The 15,105-nt window shown below is 70.8% G+C and carries 15 protein-coding genes and 1 pseudogene; 7 read left to right on the top strand and 9 right to left on the bottom strand.

Annotation, left to right across the window (positions count from 1 at the left end; translation table 11 throughout):
- The first annotated feature begins 40 nt into the window (after nt 1-40).
- Nucleotides 41-454: a hypothetical protein gene (locus tag AB0F91_RS34325; protein WP_360604468.1), complete on the top strand. Its 414-nt coding sequence runs from the start codon at nt 41-43 to the stop codon at nt 452-454.
- On the opposite strand, the gene AB0F91_RS34320 is transcribed toward AB0F91_RS34325, so the two are convergent.
- The gene (locus AB0F91_RS34320; protein ID WP_360604375.1) at nt 446-919 is read right to left on the bottom strand and encodes a nuclear transport factor 2 family protein; all 474 of its coding nucleotides are present in this window, start codon (nt 917-919) and stop codon (nt 446-448) included. The two genes, AB0F91_RS34325 and AB0F91_RS34320, sit on opposite strands and share 9 nt — an antisense overlap.
- A 64-nt stretch (nt 920-983) precedes the next feature.
- Here AB0F91_RS34320 and AB0F91_RS34315 point away from each other — a divergent pair, with 64 nt between their 5' ends.
- Entirely contained in the window at nt 984-1,841 is an 858-nt protein-coding gene (locus AB0F91_RS34315) for a sigma-70 family RNA polymerase sigma factor (RefSeq protein WP_360604466.1), read from the top strand.
- A 168-nt stretch (nt 1,842-2,009) separates the two neighbouring features.
- Here AB0F91_RS34315 and AB0F91_RS34310 read toward each other — a convergent pair.
- Together AB0F91_RS34310 and AB0F91_RS34305 are read right to left on the bottom strand one after the other, a co-directional pair.
- Nucleotides 2,010-2,264, bottom strand: a pseudogene (locus tag AB0F91_RS34310) (hypothetical protein); the annotation flags it as partial.
- A gap of 121 nt (nt 2,265-2,385) precedes the next feature.
- The gene (locus AB0F91_RS34305) at nt 2,386-3,696 is read right to left on the bottom strand and encodes a Bcr/CflA family multidrug efflux MFS transporter (protein WP_360604373.1); all 1,311 of its coding nucleotides are present in this window, start codon (nt 3,694-3,696) and stop codon (nt 2,386-2,388) included.
- Between the two features lie 393 nt (nt 3,697-4,089).
- On the opposite strand from AB0F91_RS34305, the gene AB0F91_RS34300 reads away from it, so the two are divergent.
- The 5 genes from AB0F91_RS34300 (at nt 4,090) to AB0F91_RS34280 (ending at nt 8,190) form a co-directional block, all read left to right on the top strand.
- A complete protein-coding gene (locus AB0F91_RS34300; RefSeq protein ID WP_360604371.1) occupies nt 4,090-5,007 on the top strand; it encodes a hypothetical protein in 918 nt (305 codons plus the stop codon).
- A 253-nt stretch (nt 5,008-5,260) separates the two neighbouring features.
- Nucleotides 5,261-5,698: a VOC family protein gene (locus AB0F91_RS34295; RefSeq protein WP_360604369.1), complete on the top strand. Its 438-nt coding sequence runs from the start codon at nt 5,261-5,263 to the stop codon at nt 5,696-5,698.
- Between the two features lie 113 nt (nt 5,699-5,811).
- A complete protein-coding gene (locus AB0F91_RS34290; RefSeq protein ID WP_360604367.1) occupies nt 5,812-6,864 on the top strand; it encodes a zinc-binding dehydrogenase in 1,053 nt (350 codons plus the stop codon).
- 34 nt (nt 6,865-6,898) lie between these two features.
- Nucleotides 6,899-7,387 carry a VOC family protein gene (locus tag AB0F91_RS34285; protein WP_360604365.1) on the top strand — a complete coding sequence of 163 codons (489 nt, stop codon included), beginning with the start codon at nt 6,899-6,901 and terminating at the stop codon, nt 7,385-7,387.
- A gap of 14 nt (nt 7,388-7,401) precedes the next feature.
- On the top strand, nt 7,402-8,190 hold the full coding sequence (locus AB0F91_RS34280) for a MerR family transcriptional regulator (protein ID WP_360604363.1): 789 nt from the start codon (nt 7,402-7,404) through the stop codon (nt 8,188-8,190).
- A gap of 57 nt (nt 8,191-8,247) precedes the next feature.
- Here AB0F91_RS34280 and AB0F91_RS34275 read toward each other — a convergent pair whose 3' ends face one another.
- The 6 genes from AB0F91_RS34275 to AB0F91_RS34250 all read right to left on the bottom strand — a co-directional run bounded on the left by AB0F91_RS34275 (nt 8,248) and on the right by AB0F91_RS34250 (nt 14,998).
- Nucleotides 8,248-9,222, bottom strand: coding sequence for an NmrA/HSCARG family protein (locus AB0F91_RS34275; RefSeq protein ID WP_360604361.1), 975 nt, complete (start codon nt 9,220-9,222; stop codon nt 8,248-8,250).
- Nucleotides 9,223-9,326: 104 nt separating this feature from the next.
- Nucleotides 9,327-9,935: a response regulator transcription factor gene (locus tag AB0F91_RS34270; protein ID WP_360604359.1), complete on the bottom strand. Its 609-nt coding sequence runs from the start codon at nt 9,933-9,935 to the stop codon at nt 9,327-9,329.
- A complete protein-coding gene (locus tag AB0F91_RS34265; RefSeq protein WP_360604357.1) occupies nt 9,932-11,038 on the bottom strand; it encodes a histidine kinase in 1,107 nt (368 codons plus the stop codon). Before AB0F91_RS34265 ends, AB0F91_RS34270 begins: the two co-directional genes overlap by 4 nt.
- Nucleotides 11,039-11,063: 25 nt before the next feature.
- Nucleotides 11,064-11,498 (bottom strand): hypothetical protein, encoded by a 435-nt coding sequence (locus AB0F91_RS34260; RefSeq protein WP_360604355.1) that lies wholly within the window; start codon nt 11,496-11,498, stop codon nt 11,064-11,066.
- A 108-nt stretch (nt 11,499-11,606) separates the two neighbouring features.
- Entirely contained in the window at nt 11,607-13,226 is a 1,620-nt protein-coding gene (locus AB0F91_RS34255; protein ID WP_360604353.1) for an ABC-F family ATP-binding cassette domain-containing protein, read from the bottom strand.
- Nucleotides 13,227-13,510: 284 nt separating this feature from the next.
- Nucleotides 13,511-14,998 carry an alkaline phosphatase family protein gene (locus AB0F91_RS34250; protein WP_360604351.1) on the bottom strand — a complete coding sequence of 496 codons (1,488 nt, stop codon included), beginning with the start codon at nt 14,996-14,998 and terminating at the stop codon, nt 13,511-13,513.
- Nucleotides 14,999-15,105 lie beyond the last annotated feature (107 nt).

The following is a 15,105-nucleotide window of genomic DNA, read 5'->3' as shown; positions in this document are numbered from 1 at the left end:
GTCTGACTACATCCGAATGCAGGGAACGGACCCGCGGGCGATGGACTCGGCGAGGCCGGGCTTCGCCGAACCGCGTGCGGCGAACGGCTGGACCGCGTTCGCGGCCACGATCGCGATGCTCGCCGGTTTCTTCAACATCATCATCGGGCTCGTGGCGCTGTTCAAGAACGACTACTACGTGGCCGCACCCGGTGGCTACCTCGTGCTGAACCTCACCGGCTGGGGCTGGCTGCACCTCATCGTCGGCGCGCTCGCGGCCGCCGCCGGCGCCGCCCTGTTCAGCGGCGCCGGCTGGGCCAAGATCGTCGTGGTGATCCTGGCCGGGTTCAACGCGCTGGCGATGCTCGCGTTCCTCTCGGCCGCCCCGGCGTGGGGACTGATCGTGATCGCGCTCGACGTGCTCGTGATCTGGGCCGTGATCGCCCACTCCTCGGAACCCGAACGCTCAGTCTGAGAGCTTCGCGGACAAGACCTCACCCAGCACGGGTGAGGCCTTGCCCGTGAGCGGGGTGCTGTCGACGTAGTGCATCTCGTACACGCGCTCGGTGAACTTCCAGCCGTCGGCCGTGCGCCGGTAGCGGTCGTGGTACACGGAGTGGTTGAGGTGCGAGCTGCCGTCGCGCAGCCGCCCGAACTCCACGATGTAGGCCCGTCCGGTGGCGGTGTCGCCGTCGAGGCGGATCGAGCCCGGGTGCACGGTCTGCAGGAAGTACTCCCACAGGTCCCGGGCCCGTTCGATGCCGCGGCGGATCTCGGCTCGGCTCGCCAGCTCGATGCCGCCATCGGGGATGCGCAGCAGGCCGTCTTCGGTGAAGAGCGAGGCGAGACGGTCGTAGTCGTGCGTCATCCCGGCGTCGGTGAACTCCGCGCACAGCGCGCCGAGTTCGACACGGTCGGCGATGGCCTGGAAGTCGGTCATGGTTCTCCTGTCACATTCTTCGTCGGTGATCCGTCAACGCTCTGACGGACCACGACGGAGGAACCTGACAGTGGACGCAGTTCTGGTGGAGCAGTTCGAGGCGCATCGCGACCACCTGCGCGGGGTCGCCTACCGGATGCTGGGCTCGGTGACCGAGGCCGAGGACGCCGTGCAGGAGGCCTGGCTGCGGCTTTCCCGCGCCGACACGGGCGACGTGGCGAACCTCGGCGGCTGGCTGACCACGGTCGTCAGCCGCGTGTGCCTCGACGTGCTGCGCTCCCGCAAGTCCCGGCGCGAGGAGCCGCTGGAGACGCACGTGCCGGACACGATCGTCGCCGCGGCGGACCCGGATCCGGCCGAGCAGGCCGTGCTCGCCGATTCCGTCGGGCTCGCGCTGCTCGTGGTGCTGGAGACGCTGTCGCCGGCCGAGCGGCTCGCGTTCGTGCTGCACGACCTGTTCGGCGTGCCCTTCGCCGAGATCGCACCGATCGTCGGCCGCACTCCCGCCACCGCGGCGCAGCTGGCCAGCCGGGCGCGCCGCCGCGTGCGGGGCGCCGCGCTGCCGGACACCGACGTCGCCGCGCAACGCGAGGTGATCGACGCGTTCCTGGCCGCCTCCCGCTCGGGCGACTTCGACGCGTTGCTCGCGGTCCTCGACCCGGACGTCGTGCTCCGCGCCGACACCGGCGTCGCGGGCGGCTCGCGGCTCGTTCGCGGCGCCGCCGCCGTGGCCGGCCAGGCCGTGCTCTTCGAGCAGCTCGGCGCCGAAAGCCGGCCCGTGCTCGTCAACGGCGCGGCCGGTCTGGTCGCGCTCGTGGACGGCAAGCCGATGTCGGTGTTCTGCCCGACCGTGCGCGCCGGGCGGATCGTCGAGATCAACATCCTCGCCGACCCGCAACGGCTCGCGCAGCTGAACCTGTGACGCTGAAGGTGTGCCGGGTCAGCCGTCGGCCAGACTGGCTCCCGGCACCTGCACCTTGAGCACGCTGCCCGGGTTGAGCAACAGGACCCGGGTCGCCAGCTCGGCCGCGAGCTCGCGCACCGGCACCGGCCGGAACTCCTGGCCCGGCTGCGGTTCGGGCAGGTTGTCGGTCAACCCGTTGAGCGCATCCTTGAGCGGACCGACGTGCTCCATCAACCACGACACCCCGGCCGCGAGGATCGCGCCGAACGGGTCCATCGCCATCGACAGCGCGTCCAGCCCCGTCCCGACCGCCCCCATCGCCACCGACGCCCAGTCGCCCGACTCGATGGCCGTCGACAGGTCATTCGCGGATTCCAACAGCGAAATACCCGAATACGCCTTCGTCGAGTCCTGCGTTTGCGCGATCAGAGGATTACTCACCGGATCAAGCTAGCAGCGCCCCACGGGCCGATCGCTCCCGCGATGGGGGATTGACTCGTTGGCGCCCCTTCGGTAAGGACCACTTGGTCGAGTGGGAAGAATACGCGGCAGCCCGAGCCGGTCAGACGGCGTCGGCGCAGGCCACAGCTGCTGTGGGTGCGGGCTCCGGCCCGGTCACTCGCTCGTCGCCGGCCGGGTCGCCCGGAACGGCGAGCTGCCACGGTCGGGCGACAACCCACAGGACCACACCCGCCAACAGGATGCCGCTGAACATCACGGTCGCCATGGCGGCCGCGTTGTTGCCGATCAGGCCCACGACCGGCGACACGGCCGCGCCGATGCCGAACTGCACCGCACCCAGCAGCGACGCCGCGGTGCCGGCGTTGTCACCGTGGGAGTTCAGGGCGACCGCAGGCGCGTTGGGCAGAATCAGGCCGGCGAAGAACAGCACCGCCCACACCGGCACCGCGACGCCGAACATCCCGCCGAAGCCGGTGAGCGCCGTGACCAACAGGACCGCCGCGGCCACGACGGCCGCCACGCTCGCGACGAGCAGCACCTGGGCCGGCTCGTAGCGGTTCATCAGCCGCGCGTTGACCTGCGTCGCGGCGATCAGCCAGATCGCGCTGGCGCCGAAGAGCAGGCCGAACTGCTGCTGGTCGAGACCGAACTCCTGCTGGAACACGAACGAGCCGCCGCTGATGAACGCGAACAGCCCGGCCATCGCGAGACCGGCCACGATCACCAGGCCGATGAACGAGCGGTCGGTGAGCAGCCCGCGGTACGAGCGGACCGTCGCCTTGAACTCCCACGGCTGGCGGCGCTGCTTCGGCAGCGTCTCCGGCAGGGCCAGCGCCGCGGCGATCGCGCTCGCGAGCCCGATCACGGCGAGCACCACGAACACGCCACGCCACTCGGTCCAGCTCAACAGGGCACTGCCGAGCGTCGGCGCGAGCACCGGCGACACACCCATCACGAGGATCAGGCGCGAGAGCAGCTTCGCGGCGTTGCGGTCGGTGTAGAGGTCACGCACCACAGCCAGCGCCAGCACCGCGCCCGCGGAGGCGCCGAGGCCCTGCAGGATGCGCGCGCCGGTGAGCAGCTCCACGTTCGGCGCCACCAGGCACAGCAACGAGGCACCGACGTGGATCAGGCTGCCGGTGATGAGGGGGATCCGCCGGCCGAACGCGTCGGAAAGCGGCCCGACCAGCAGCTGCCCGAGCGCAAGCCCGAGCACCGTACCGGTCAGCGTCAGCTGGATCGTGGACTCGGAGGTCAACAGGTCCTGCGCGATGGTCGGCAGCGCGGGCAGGTACATGTCGATGGACAGCGGGCCGAGCGCCACAAGGACACCCAGGATCAGCACCAGCTTGAGCTGTCCGCCCCCAGCGGACACTCCTGCGCCGGGTGCGGCTTCCAGTCTGTTCGTCACAGCATCTCCCTCAGTCGGTCGCCACCTCACTCCTACGACGAACGGGACTCGCGTATTCCGACATCCTGCCCGGATCACACCGCGCCTTTCTTCAGGTGACGCCTTGTGGTTGCGCCGCTACGACAAGGCAATCCGGAGTTCACCCGCCAGAAATGTCCACAATAGACAGTTCGCATACGACAGATCGCCCGTCCGGAGAGCCATCGTCGTGGCAAGGCGGTGGTGGATTCACCGCACCCCGGATCCGGGAATGTCGGTGCGGCAGATCCGCGGAAACGCTGGTGGTCGTAGGCTCCTGGGACCGTTCGCGGCGTTCGGGTGGAGCACCACGCCCGCGTTGGACGCGTTGTCGGTGCTGCGTTCGTTTAGTCTGTACGTGCTGCTGGAGCTCGTGTGCTCGTCGCGGCGCCGGTCGCCGCGGTCGTGGCGTACGGGTGCGCTCGCCTCGCGCAGCTCGTGCTCGACCGGCCGCTCGGGCGCGACCTCGCCGGAGCCCGCACGGAGGTGGTGGTGCGCCTGACCGACGGCCGGCTGCTCGTCCGGTGGGACCGGCTCGTGCACGGCAGCACCGACAAGCTCGGCAACGCGCGCGGCCGTGGACCCGGCCTGTTCGACAGCGAGCTCGCCTCTGCGCAGATCGGCCGCGTCGGTGACCAGACCGTGCTTCGCGTGGCCGGTGAAGGACGGCAGGGGCTGCTGCACCTGGAGCACGCGCACCCGCAGCTGGTGCTCGACCTCGTCGTCGCGCGGGCCGAGAAGGCGCGGAAGGACCCGAAGCTCGACAGAGAGAACAACGCCGTCCGGGCGGTGGCCGTGCCGTGCCACGGCGAGGCCCTCGCCGACGTCCGCGCCGGCGCCACCGCGATGGCCGGCGACAGCCCGGGGTCCAAAGCACCGGTGTTCGTGCTCGTGGTCGCCATCGCGGGCCTGACGATCGCGGTGATGGCGTTCTTCCCCGCGCTGCCCGACCTCGCGTTCTCCGGTCCTCCGTCGCACCCCGGCATCGCGGGCGGGATCGTGTTCGGGCTCGTCGGGCTGATCGCCGCGCGCACCTGCCGCCGCTACCGCCGGGGCGTGCGGTTGCGGCGGAATCACTCGGGCGAAGGGCTCGCGCAGCACCTCTCCCCGCAGGTCGCGCTGGTGCCGGGGGCTCTCAGCCCGGCCGTGATGATGCCGGTCAGTCCGGCGACGGTGCCGGCAGCGCAGCAGTGCGCCGGTGCTCAGCAGTTCGGGGCCTTGGGCCAAGACGGTTTTTCACGGGTTTCCCCGGAATCAAGCAGCCGTGGGCCCAGCGGACGGCAGCGCCGTTGAACACCCGGCGGAGCCGAACGGACGCAACGGATCCGGCAGGTCGGCGCCCAGTCCGATGGCCGTCCGGAGCACTTCCAGCACCGCGATGAGGCCGAAACCGGCCACGCCGTCGACCACGAACGCCGCGACGTCCGGGTCGGGACCGGTGCCGAGCTCGTCGGCACCGACACTTCCGACGCCACCACTGTGGACCTAGCGTTCGAACCAGGCACCGTCGCCGAGGGGCGGCGGGCCGAATCGGAAGGCGGCCACCATGCCGATCCTCAGCGCCTTGGGCGGCGTCCACCACCTGCGGCTCACCGTGACCGACCTCGACCGTTCGCGCGCCTTCTACACCGAGGTGCTCGGATTCGGCGTCGCGGCCGAATCGCCGGGCAGTCCGGACGACCCGGCCATCCGGGCCGACCGCGACGCGCTCTACGGCGGAGTCGTGCTCGCGAACGAGAACCTCATCCTCGGCCTGCGGCCGGTGGCCGAGAAGGCCGACCGGTTCGAGTCCGAACGCGTCGGCCTCGACCACCTGAGCTTCCGGCTCGGCTCGATGGCCCAGCTGCGTGAAGCGCAGGAGCGCCTCGACGCGACGGACGTCGTGCACGGCACGATCCGCGAGCTGCCGGCGTTCGGCATCGCGATCCTGTCGGTCAATGACCCCGACGGCATCCACCTGGAGCTCACCGCGGCGCTCGAATAGTCCACTCAGGACAGTCGGGTACACGGATGCCGGCACGGACGGCCAGCGGTCGTTGATCTTGGCGCCCGCTGATCATTAGTGTCGGCGCATAAGCCGACCGAAGAGGAGTTCCCATGAGCGGCCTGCCGGCCACGATGCGAGCGGCGCGGTTCGACGCGGCGTCGAAGAAGCTGAGCGTGGAGACGGTGCCCGCGCCGAAACCGGGCCGCGGTGAGGTCGTGGTCAAGGTCGCGGCCTGCGGGATCTGCCACTCGGACCTCTCGCAGCTCGACGGGTACTTCACGCCGCGGCAGCCGGTGATCACGCCGGGCCACGAGACGGCAGGTACCGTCGCCGCGGTCGGCGAAGAGGCCGGCTTCTGGTCGCCGGGCGACCGGGTGGTCGTGGCCGCCGGCCGGCCGTGCGGCTCGTGCCGGGAATGCCGCCACGGCGGCGGGATCGACGCTTGCGAAAAGCTCGAGATCATGGCCTTCGACTACGACGGGGCGTGGGCCGAGTACGTCGTCACGCCCGCGACGACGCTGGTCGGCGTGCCGGAGCACGTGCCGCTGGAGCAGGCCGCCGTGCTGGCCGACGCGGTGTCGACCCCGTACGGCGCCGTCGACACCGCCGCGCTGCGCCCCGCGGAGGCCGTGGGGATCTGGGGCCTCGGCGGGCTGGGCACGCACCTGGTGCAGCTCGCGCGCATCTGCGGCGCGTCGCCGATCGTGGCGCTCGACCCGCTGCCGGCGGCCCGCGAACGCGCGCTCGGCCTCGGCGCCGACTTCGCGCTCGACCCGCGCGACGAAGCGACTCCCGACAAGCTCTCGGAGATCACCGGTGGCCAGGGGCTCGACGTCGCGTTCGACTGCGTCGGCCGGGGTGCCAGCGTCAAGCAGGCTGACCGCGCGCTCGGCCACCGCGGCCGGCTGGTGCTCGTCGGGATGTCTCCCGATCAGCTGGAGCTGGGGCCCGAGCTGAACTTCGTGCGGCGGCGCCACACCGTCGTCGGGCACCTCGGTTACCGCATGAAGCACCTGTCCGACCTGGTGGAGCTGGTCGCCCGCGGGCGGCTGGACGTGTCGGGTTCCGTGAGCGCGATCCTGCCGCTGGAGGAAGCCGCCGAGGGTGTGCGGCGCCTGCGCGAGCACGACGGCGACCCGATCCGGATCTTGCTTCGGCCTTGACCCTGACGTCGCAGGAGGGTCGAGCATCGAAGGCGTGAACGAATACACCAGCCCCGTCCCGATGCCGGCCCTCGACGCGATCGCACCGGAGCCCTACCGCGGCATCTACGGCATGCCCATGTTCCCGATCATCCCGACGGCCGACCTCGAGGAGTCCAGGGACTTCTGGTTGCGCGGCCTCGGGTTCATCGACCTGTTCTCCATTCCCGGCCGGATCACCCACCTGCGGCGGTGGGCGTTCCAAGACGTGCTGCTCGTGCCGGGCGAAGTCAGGCCCGGCTCCGGGTTGGCCATCAGCTTCTCGTGCGTCCTCTCCCAGATCGACGAGGTCGCCGCGCGGTGCGAGGAGCTGCGGCCGGGGTGCACGAGCGCGCCGGAGGAGAAGCCGTGGAACTCCGTCGAGCTCACCGTCGAGTCCCCCGAACGGGTGCGGATCGTGCTCACCGCCGCCCGGCCGATCGACCCGGACAGCGCCCAGGCCGAGGAGCTGCGCGCCGTCGGGATCGACGTTCCGCGCGGGTGAGTCACACTGGTCTGATGAGCGAAGGCCTCACCGTCGGCCGAGCAGCGGCACTCGTCGGGGTCAGCGTGAAGACGCTGCACCACTGGGACGCGATCGGCCTCGTGCGCCCGAGCGAGCGCACGTATGCGGGATACCGGGTGTATTCGGGCGACGACATCGCGCGGGTGCACCGGGTCCTCGTGTACCGCGAGCTGGGTTTCCCGCTCGCGGAGATCGGGCGTCTCCTCGACGACCCGGCCGTCGACGCCCGCGAGCACCTGCGGCGCCAGCGCACCGAGCTCGTCGACCGGATCTCCCACCTGCAGACGATGGTGTCGGCCGTTGACCGCATGCTGGCGGCCGCGAAGACCGGCATCCAGCTCACGCCAGAACAGCAGGTGGAGATCTTCGGCTCCGACTGGCGCCCGGAATGGGTCGGCGAAGCCGAAACGCGCTGGGGTGACAGTCCTCAGTGGACCCAGTACGCCGAACGCGCCGCCGCGCTGAGCCCGTCCGACTGGCAGGAAGTCGCGGCCCGGGTGGAGAAGCTGAACGCGGACCTGGCGACCGCGCACCAGACCGGCGTCACCCCGAGCTCCCCCGAGGCCAACGCCCTGGCCGAACGCCACCGCGCTTCCATGACCACGTACTTCGACTGCCCTCACGCCCGCCACGTCTGCCTCGGGCGACTGCTGGCGGAGGACGAGGGTTTCGCGGGCTACTACAGCGGGTTCTCGCCGGACCTGGCGCCGTGGCTGCGCGAGGTGATCAACGCGAACGCCGAGGCCCACGGCGTCGACCCGGAAACCGCCACCTGGGACTAGAAACCCGGGCCACCGTGCGCCATCCCGACGACGTCGCACGGTGGCCCGGAACCCGCGTCAGTCGCTCACCAGCTCCGACTTGTGTTCCCGCAGCCACTCCTCCAGCGACTTCAGCCGCGGGTTGATGCGGCGCACGCGCTCGAGGTCGCGGGACTCGACGAACGAGTCTGCGGCGTCGGCGTAGAACTGGTACATGTTGCCGATCTCGACGGCGCCCGGGTAACCACCGGCGCGGGCCTCGTCGTGGGTCTGCGGCCGGTAGACGACCTCCTCGCCCAGCACCTTCGTGAACAGCTCCGCCAGCTGGACGCCCGTGTAGTGCGCGCCGGCGAGGCCGACGGTGCGGCCGATGTACCTCGGGCCGGCGAGGAAGATGCCGTAGGCGGTGCGGCCGATGTCCTCCGACGCGACCAGCGCCATTACGGAGTCGCCCATCGGGTTCGTGAGGGCGAGCTTGCCGTCGGCGCCGCGGTGCACGCCTTGCCCCTTCAGGAACGACTCGTAGTAGAACGTCGTCTCCAGGAACGTCGTGGGCACGCCCTGCTCGGTGAAGAACCGGTTGGCCTCGCCCTTCGCGTCGAAATGGGGCACCGTGTACTTCTCGAGCAGCGTCGGCAGCTCGAGACCCTGGTGCTCGAAGTGCGGGCGGGTGTCCTCCAGCGTGGACCAGACCACGTGCTTCAAGCCGGTCTTCTTCGCGGCACGCGCGGCGATCTCCGCCTGGTCGAGCTCCATCTGCGCCCGCGTGCGCGCCGCCTCCTCCTCGGGGGTGCGCTGGACCCAGAAGTTCGTGACCACGTACGCGCCATAAGCGCCTTCGAACGCGCGCAGCACGCTGGCCTCGTCGTCGAGATCGGTCGCCACGACCTCCGCACCGCGCGCCGCCAGCTCCTTGGCCGCCGGGAATTCGACGTCGCGGGTCAGCGCGCGAAGGCTGAACGGTCCCTGCGGGTCGTCGAGGATCGCACGGGCCAGACCACCGCCCTGCGAACCGGTCGCCCCCACCACGGCAATGATCTTCTTGTCGGTCATCGGGTTCCTGCCTCTCTCGTCGGATGTTTCCCGGACGAGTTCCAGGTTGTCCCGCTTCTCCGGACGGCACCTCGCCACACCGTGGGTACCCACGGCGGGGGACGTCAGAGCCAGCCGCGCTCGTCGGCGACCCGCAGCGCCTCCATCCGGTTGCGTGTCCCCGTTTTGGCGATCACCGCCGACAGGTAGTTGCGCACCGTGCCCTCCGACAGGTACAGCGTGGCGGCGATCTCGGCCACCGACGCCCCGGACCGGGCGGCGATCAGCACGTCGCGCTCGCGCGCCGTGAGCGGCGACTCCCCCGCCGCCAGCGTCGCGACGGCCAGCGCCGGATCGACCACGCGCTCACCGGCGACCACGCGGCGGATCGCATCGGCCAGCGTCTCGGCCGGCGCGTCCTTCACCACGAACCCGACGGCACCCGCCTCCATCGCGCGCCGCAGGTAGCCCGCGCGCCCGAACGTGGTCAGGATGACCACGCGACAGCCTGGCAATTTCTTGGTGAGCACGGCCGCCGCGGCCAGTCCGTCGAGGCCGGGCATCTCGATGTCCAGCAAGGCGACGTCCGGCTGCTCCGCCAGCGCCGCGTCCACGACCTGGTCACCGCGGCCGACCGACGCGACGACCGCGAAGTCGTCCTCCAGCTCCAGCAGGGCGCACAACGCCTGGCGCACCAAGGCCTGGTCGTCGGCGAGCAGCAGGCGGATCGTCATGCCGGCGCTCCGTTCTTCGGACGCGGAGCACGCACCGACACGCACAGCCGCCACCCCCGCGGCTGCACCGGCCCGGCTTCCATCCGGCCGCCGGCCTCGGCGACGCGCGAGCGCAACCCGTCCAGGCCGTTGCCAGGAGAAGCCACCGCACCCACCCCGTCGTCGCGCACTTCCACCTCCGAAGCCGAAATCCTGACGGTGCAGCTCGTGGCGCGGGCGTGGCGCGCGACGTTGGTCAGCCCCTCCCGCACGACCCAGCCGAACAGCTCCTGGTGGGCACCGTCGACCACGTCCGACGCGGTGGGCAGGTCGGCCGTGACGCCCGCGGCGCGCAGCAGTTCCCGTCCCCGGGCCAGCTCCCCGGCGAGCGTCACCTCGGTGCTGCCCGACACGGCCGCGCGCACATCCGTGAGCGCCTGCCGGGAGAGGCGTTCGACCTCGCCGATCTCCTCGAACGCGCGTTCCACGTCGGTCTCTCCGAGCCGGCGGGCGAGATTGCTCTTCACCGTGATCGCGGTGAGCGAGTGGCCGAGCAGGTCGTGCAGGTCGCGGGCGATGCGGGCGCGCTCGGCTTCGGCCGCGAGCCGCTCGACTTCCGCGCGAGCCTCGACCAGCGCGCGATTGGTACGGACTGCCTCGGAGAAGGCGTAGACCATCAGCGCGGTGAACACGAGCGCGATGGCCTGTGCCCACGCCGGCCCGGAGTGCCACGGCCGCACGGCCGGCGGCACCACGATCGCCGCCAGCCCGGCCCCCAGGAGCACCACCACCGCCACTCTGCCGCGCAGCAGCCGCATCAGAAACGCCACGACGACCGCGGCCAGGAAAAACGCGTCGGCCTGCGCGAAGGGCACCACGGCGAGGAACAGCACCGCCTGCGCGCCCAGTGACCACCAGAACGCCCGCGGGGCCACGCGGTCCGCCGCGATCGTGGCCGCCACGTAGCAGCAGCTGAACAACCCCACGAGCACGCAGCCCACCACCGCGGTGGTGCCGCCGCGCGGCACCAGGCCGGCCACGGTCACCGCCGGGTACACGAGCATGCCGGCGTCGAGAACGAACCGGCGCCGCCCGAGCACCCAGCGATCGGCGTTGTCGTCCACGTCGGGCACGCTACCGGGATCCGGCTCAGGCCCGCGCGAACAACGAGCGGACGTGCCGCCCGTTGACGATCAGCACCACGCCCAGCAGGAGCAGCGCGCACACGCTTTGCTCGGCTCGCAGCCACACCGGGAACGCGCCGGGCAGCGCCGCGATGACGATCAGCGCCACCAGCATGATCGCGGTGACCAACCGCAGCCGCAAGTAGGCGCGGCGCGAGCCCTTGCTCGTGCGGAGGGTGAAGGACAACGTGAGCAGGGCGCTGGCCACGACGATCACCGTCCGCACCCACACGGCGTCGGTGACCATCGCGGAGTTGTTCCGCAGCAGGATCACTGCTCCGACGGTGAGCACGCTGAGCGTGAGGTAGACGATGACGAGCAGTCTCATGGCGCGGAAGGCCGAGAGGCTCCGCGGGTGGTTGAGGTTTTCGTGCGACACGGCGGCGGATCCGGCGTTCATGACTGTCCTTTCCGGACTGAGCGGAGTCTCCCCTCGTTCTCCACCCATGCTGGGCGAGCGCGCCGGCTCGCAGCAGTGAGCCGGCGCATCAACCGCCCATGACATTTGTCAGAAATCCGGCGGCGGCCCCGTTTCCGTCAGCTTGCCCTCGGCCAGCGTGAGCCAGCGGCCGATGCCCAGCTCGGCGAGGAAGCGGTCGTCGTGGCTCACGACCACGAACGCGCCCTGGTACGCGTTGAGCGCGCCGGTGAGCTGCTCCACGCTCGCGAGGTCAAGGTTGTTCGTGGGCTCGTCGAGCAGGAGCAGCTGCGGCGCCGGCTCCGCGCACAGCACGCACACCAGCGTCGCCCGCAGCCGTTCGCCACCGGAGAGCACGCCGACCGGCAGGTGCGCCCGCGGCCCGCGGAAGAGGAAGCGTGCGAGCAGGTTCATCAGGTCGGCCTCGGGCAGCTGCGGCGCGGCCGCGCGCAGGTTCTCCGCGACGGTGCCGTCGTCGTCGAGCAGGTCGAGGCGCTGCGAGAGGTACGCGACGCGGCCGTCGGCCCTGGTCAGGAGCCCACTGTCGGGTTCGCGCAGGCCCGCGACAAGGCGCAGCAATGTCGACTTGCCGACCCCGTTGGCGCCGATCAACGCGATCCGCTCCGGTCCGCGGATCGCCAGCGTCGCACCCTCGCCGGCGAAGAGCTCGCGCACGCGCAGGCGCTCGCCGTGGCACACCGTGCGCCCGGCCGGCACAGCGGTGTCAGGCAGCTCCAGCACGATCGTGTCGTCCTCGCGGGCGGCGCGGTCGGCCTCGTCGAGGCGGGCCTTGGCGGCACCGAGCCGCTGCGCGTGCATGTCGTTGGCCTTGCCGGCCGACGATTCCGCGCGCCGCTTGATGTTGCCGAGCGCGATGCGCGGAATGTCGGAGCCGGTGCGGGCGCCGGCGGAAGCCCGCCGCGCCGCGCGGTCGCGCGCCTGCTGAAGCTCGCGTTTCTCGCGCTTGACCTCTTGCTCGGCCGCGCGCACGTTCTTCTCCGCGACCTCACGCGCGGCCTTCTTCGCGGCCTCGTACTCCGTGAAGCTGCCGCCGAACATCCGCAGCGAACCGTGGTCCAGCTCCGCGATCCGGTCCATGCGGTCGAGCAGGTCCCGGTCGTGGCTGACCAGCACCAGCGTGCCCTTCCAGTCGCCGAGCACGGAGTGCAGACGGCGTCGCGAGGCGCGGTCGAGGTTGTTGGTGGGCTCGTCGAGCAGCAGCACGTCGGGCTGTTTCAGCAGCTGCGCGGCGAGACCGAGCGACACGATCTGGCCGCCACTGAGGGTGCCGAGCCGGCGGTCGAGCGCGACGTCGCCGAGCCCGAGCCGGTCGAGCACCGCGCGGGCGCGCTCTTCGATGTCCCAGTCGCTGCCGACTGTCGCGAAGTGCTCTTCGCTCGCGTCACCGCCTTCGATGGCCGCGAGCGCGCGCACGGTCGGCGCGATCTCCAGCACCTCGGCCACGGTCGGCTCACCGGTCAGCGGCAGCGTCTGCGGCAGGTAGCCGAGCACGCCGTCGGCGGTCACCGAACCGGCGAGCGGGTGGAGCTCCCCGGCGATGAGCTTGAGCAGGGTGCTCTTGCCGGCGCCGTTGGGCGCGACGAGACCGGTGCGACCCGGGCCGAGCGTGAAGGACAGTTCTTCGAAGACGGGGGTGCCGTCGGTCCAGGAAAAGGACAGGCCGGAACAGACGACGGAGGTTTTGGACATCGCAGAACTCTCAGCGTGGAGCGGGCGTGCGTGAGCCGCCCGGAGAACGACAGGGCAGGGTTTCAGGAGGAGACGACAAGGTGCGGTGTCGCTGTGGTTTCGAAACCCACCGAGCGCACCGCTGTCGTCGCCGGATCACCCGGAGATGTCGTCCTCAGCCACCATCGCGGTGGTCAGCTCCCTGGAAACTCGTCCTGCACGTTCCCCGCGATCCTATCAGCCGAGAGCCGCGTGCGCCGTCACCCGTCCGTCGCGAATGGACGGACGGGTGACGAACGCCGAGGTCAGGAGGTCTTCGGCCGGTGGCCGGGCTCCTGGTGGGGGAAGCTCTGCTGCGTGGTCGGGATGGGCGGCAGCTTGAACTGGCTGACCTCGTACTGCGCGAGGTTGTACTGGCCCGTGGTGTCGGGCAGCGTCGGCGCGCGCCTGGTGGCGTCGTGGAAGCGGAACGCCGAGGTGAGGTCGCCCACGGTGCGACGGCGCCAGTCGGTGATGTTGGTTTCGCGCACGCCGGTCACGTGCTCCAGCAGCCGCAGCTGCGAGGTGTGGTCGGACAGCTCCGAGCACACCCAGCCACCGACGGTCCACGGCGACACGATGATGCACGGCACGCGAAAGCCGAGGCCGGTGGGCAGGCCGGCGCCGTCGACACCGGTCACCGACTTCGTGAACACGAATTCACCCGGGGTGCCGGGCTTCGGGGTCGGCGGCACGACGTGGTCGAACAGGCCGTCGTTCTCGTCGTAGGACAGGATGAACGCCGTCTTGGCCCACACGTCGGGGTTGGCCGCGATGGCGTCGATCTTGCCGGCGACGAAGGTCGCACCTGCGGCCGGCAGGTTGGCCGGGTGCTCGTCGTAGGCGCTGGGCGGCAGGATCCAGCTCACGGTGGGCAGCTGGTCGTGGGCCGCGTCGTACTCGAACTGGCCGAGCGGCTGCGGGTTCATCGCCTTCTCGAACAGGTCGTCGCCTGGCTTCGCGTTGAAGTACTGGGCGATGTGCGCGATCGAGGCGAGCCCGGTCGTCGAACCCGGAGCGTGGTAGATCTTCCAGCTCACGCCGGCCTCGGTGAGGCGCTCGGGGTAGGTCTTGAACGAGTACTGGCCGTTGGGCGCGCTCGTGGTGAGCGACGGGCCACCGAACTCGCCCTCGGCGTCGATCGTGCCGGCCATCCACATGTGGCGGTTCGGGCCCGTGGGGCCGAGCACCGAGCAGTGGTAGGAGTCGAGGATCGTGAACGCGTCGGCCAGCGCGTACTGGAACGGGATGTCCTCACGCGTGAAGTAGCCCATGGTGTACTGGCCGTTGGTCTCGCCGTCGGCGGCGCGGTGGGCGGGCAGCCACTGGTCGTTCTTGCCGCCGTTCCAGGCCTGGTGCTGCACGGCCCACTCGTGACTCGTCGACGGGATCGCCTGCGCGGCGGTCGACTTCGTGTCCAGGTGGTACGGCAGCAGGTAACCCTTGGGGTTCTTCGCATCCTTCTGGTAGAAGACCGAACGGCCGTCCGACTGGCGCGCGGCGTGGGGGTCGCCGAAGCCGCGGACGCCGGACAGCGTGCCGTAGTAGTGGTCGAAGCTGCGGTTCTCCTGCATCAGCATGACGACGTGCTTGAGGTCGGAGATCCGGCCGTTCTTCGGCGCGGGGGACGCGATCGCCTTGCGGACGTTGGCCGGCAGCGCCAGCGCGGCGGCGGCGAGACCGCCCGCGGCGGCCGCGGAACCCAGGAGGCGTCTGCGCGTGAAACCGTTGCCCTGGTCGGTGTTCTCGGTCATCGAGGTCCTTTCGGGGTGGGAGCCACGGGGAACACTCGTCCGTCGCGGTGAGCCGTTCGCCCAGGAGTTGATGAGCAGTGGCTGAACTTCGGCCGAACTCGCCGTGA

Source organism: Amycolatopsis sp. NPDC023774, from assembly GCF_040639695.1.
Taxonomy (GTDB): Bacteria; Actinomycetota; Actinomycetes; order Mycobacteriales; family Pseudonocardiaceae; genus Amycolatopsis.
This window is presented reverse-complemented; position numbering and strand designations above follow the sequence as displayed.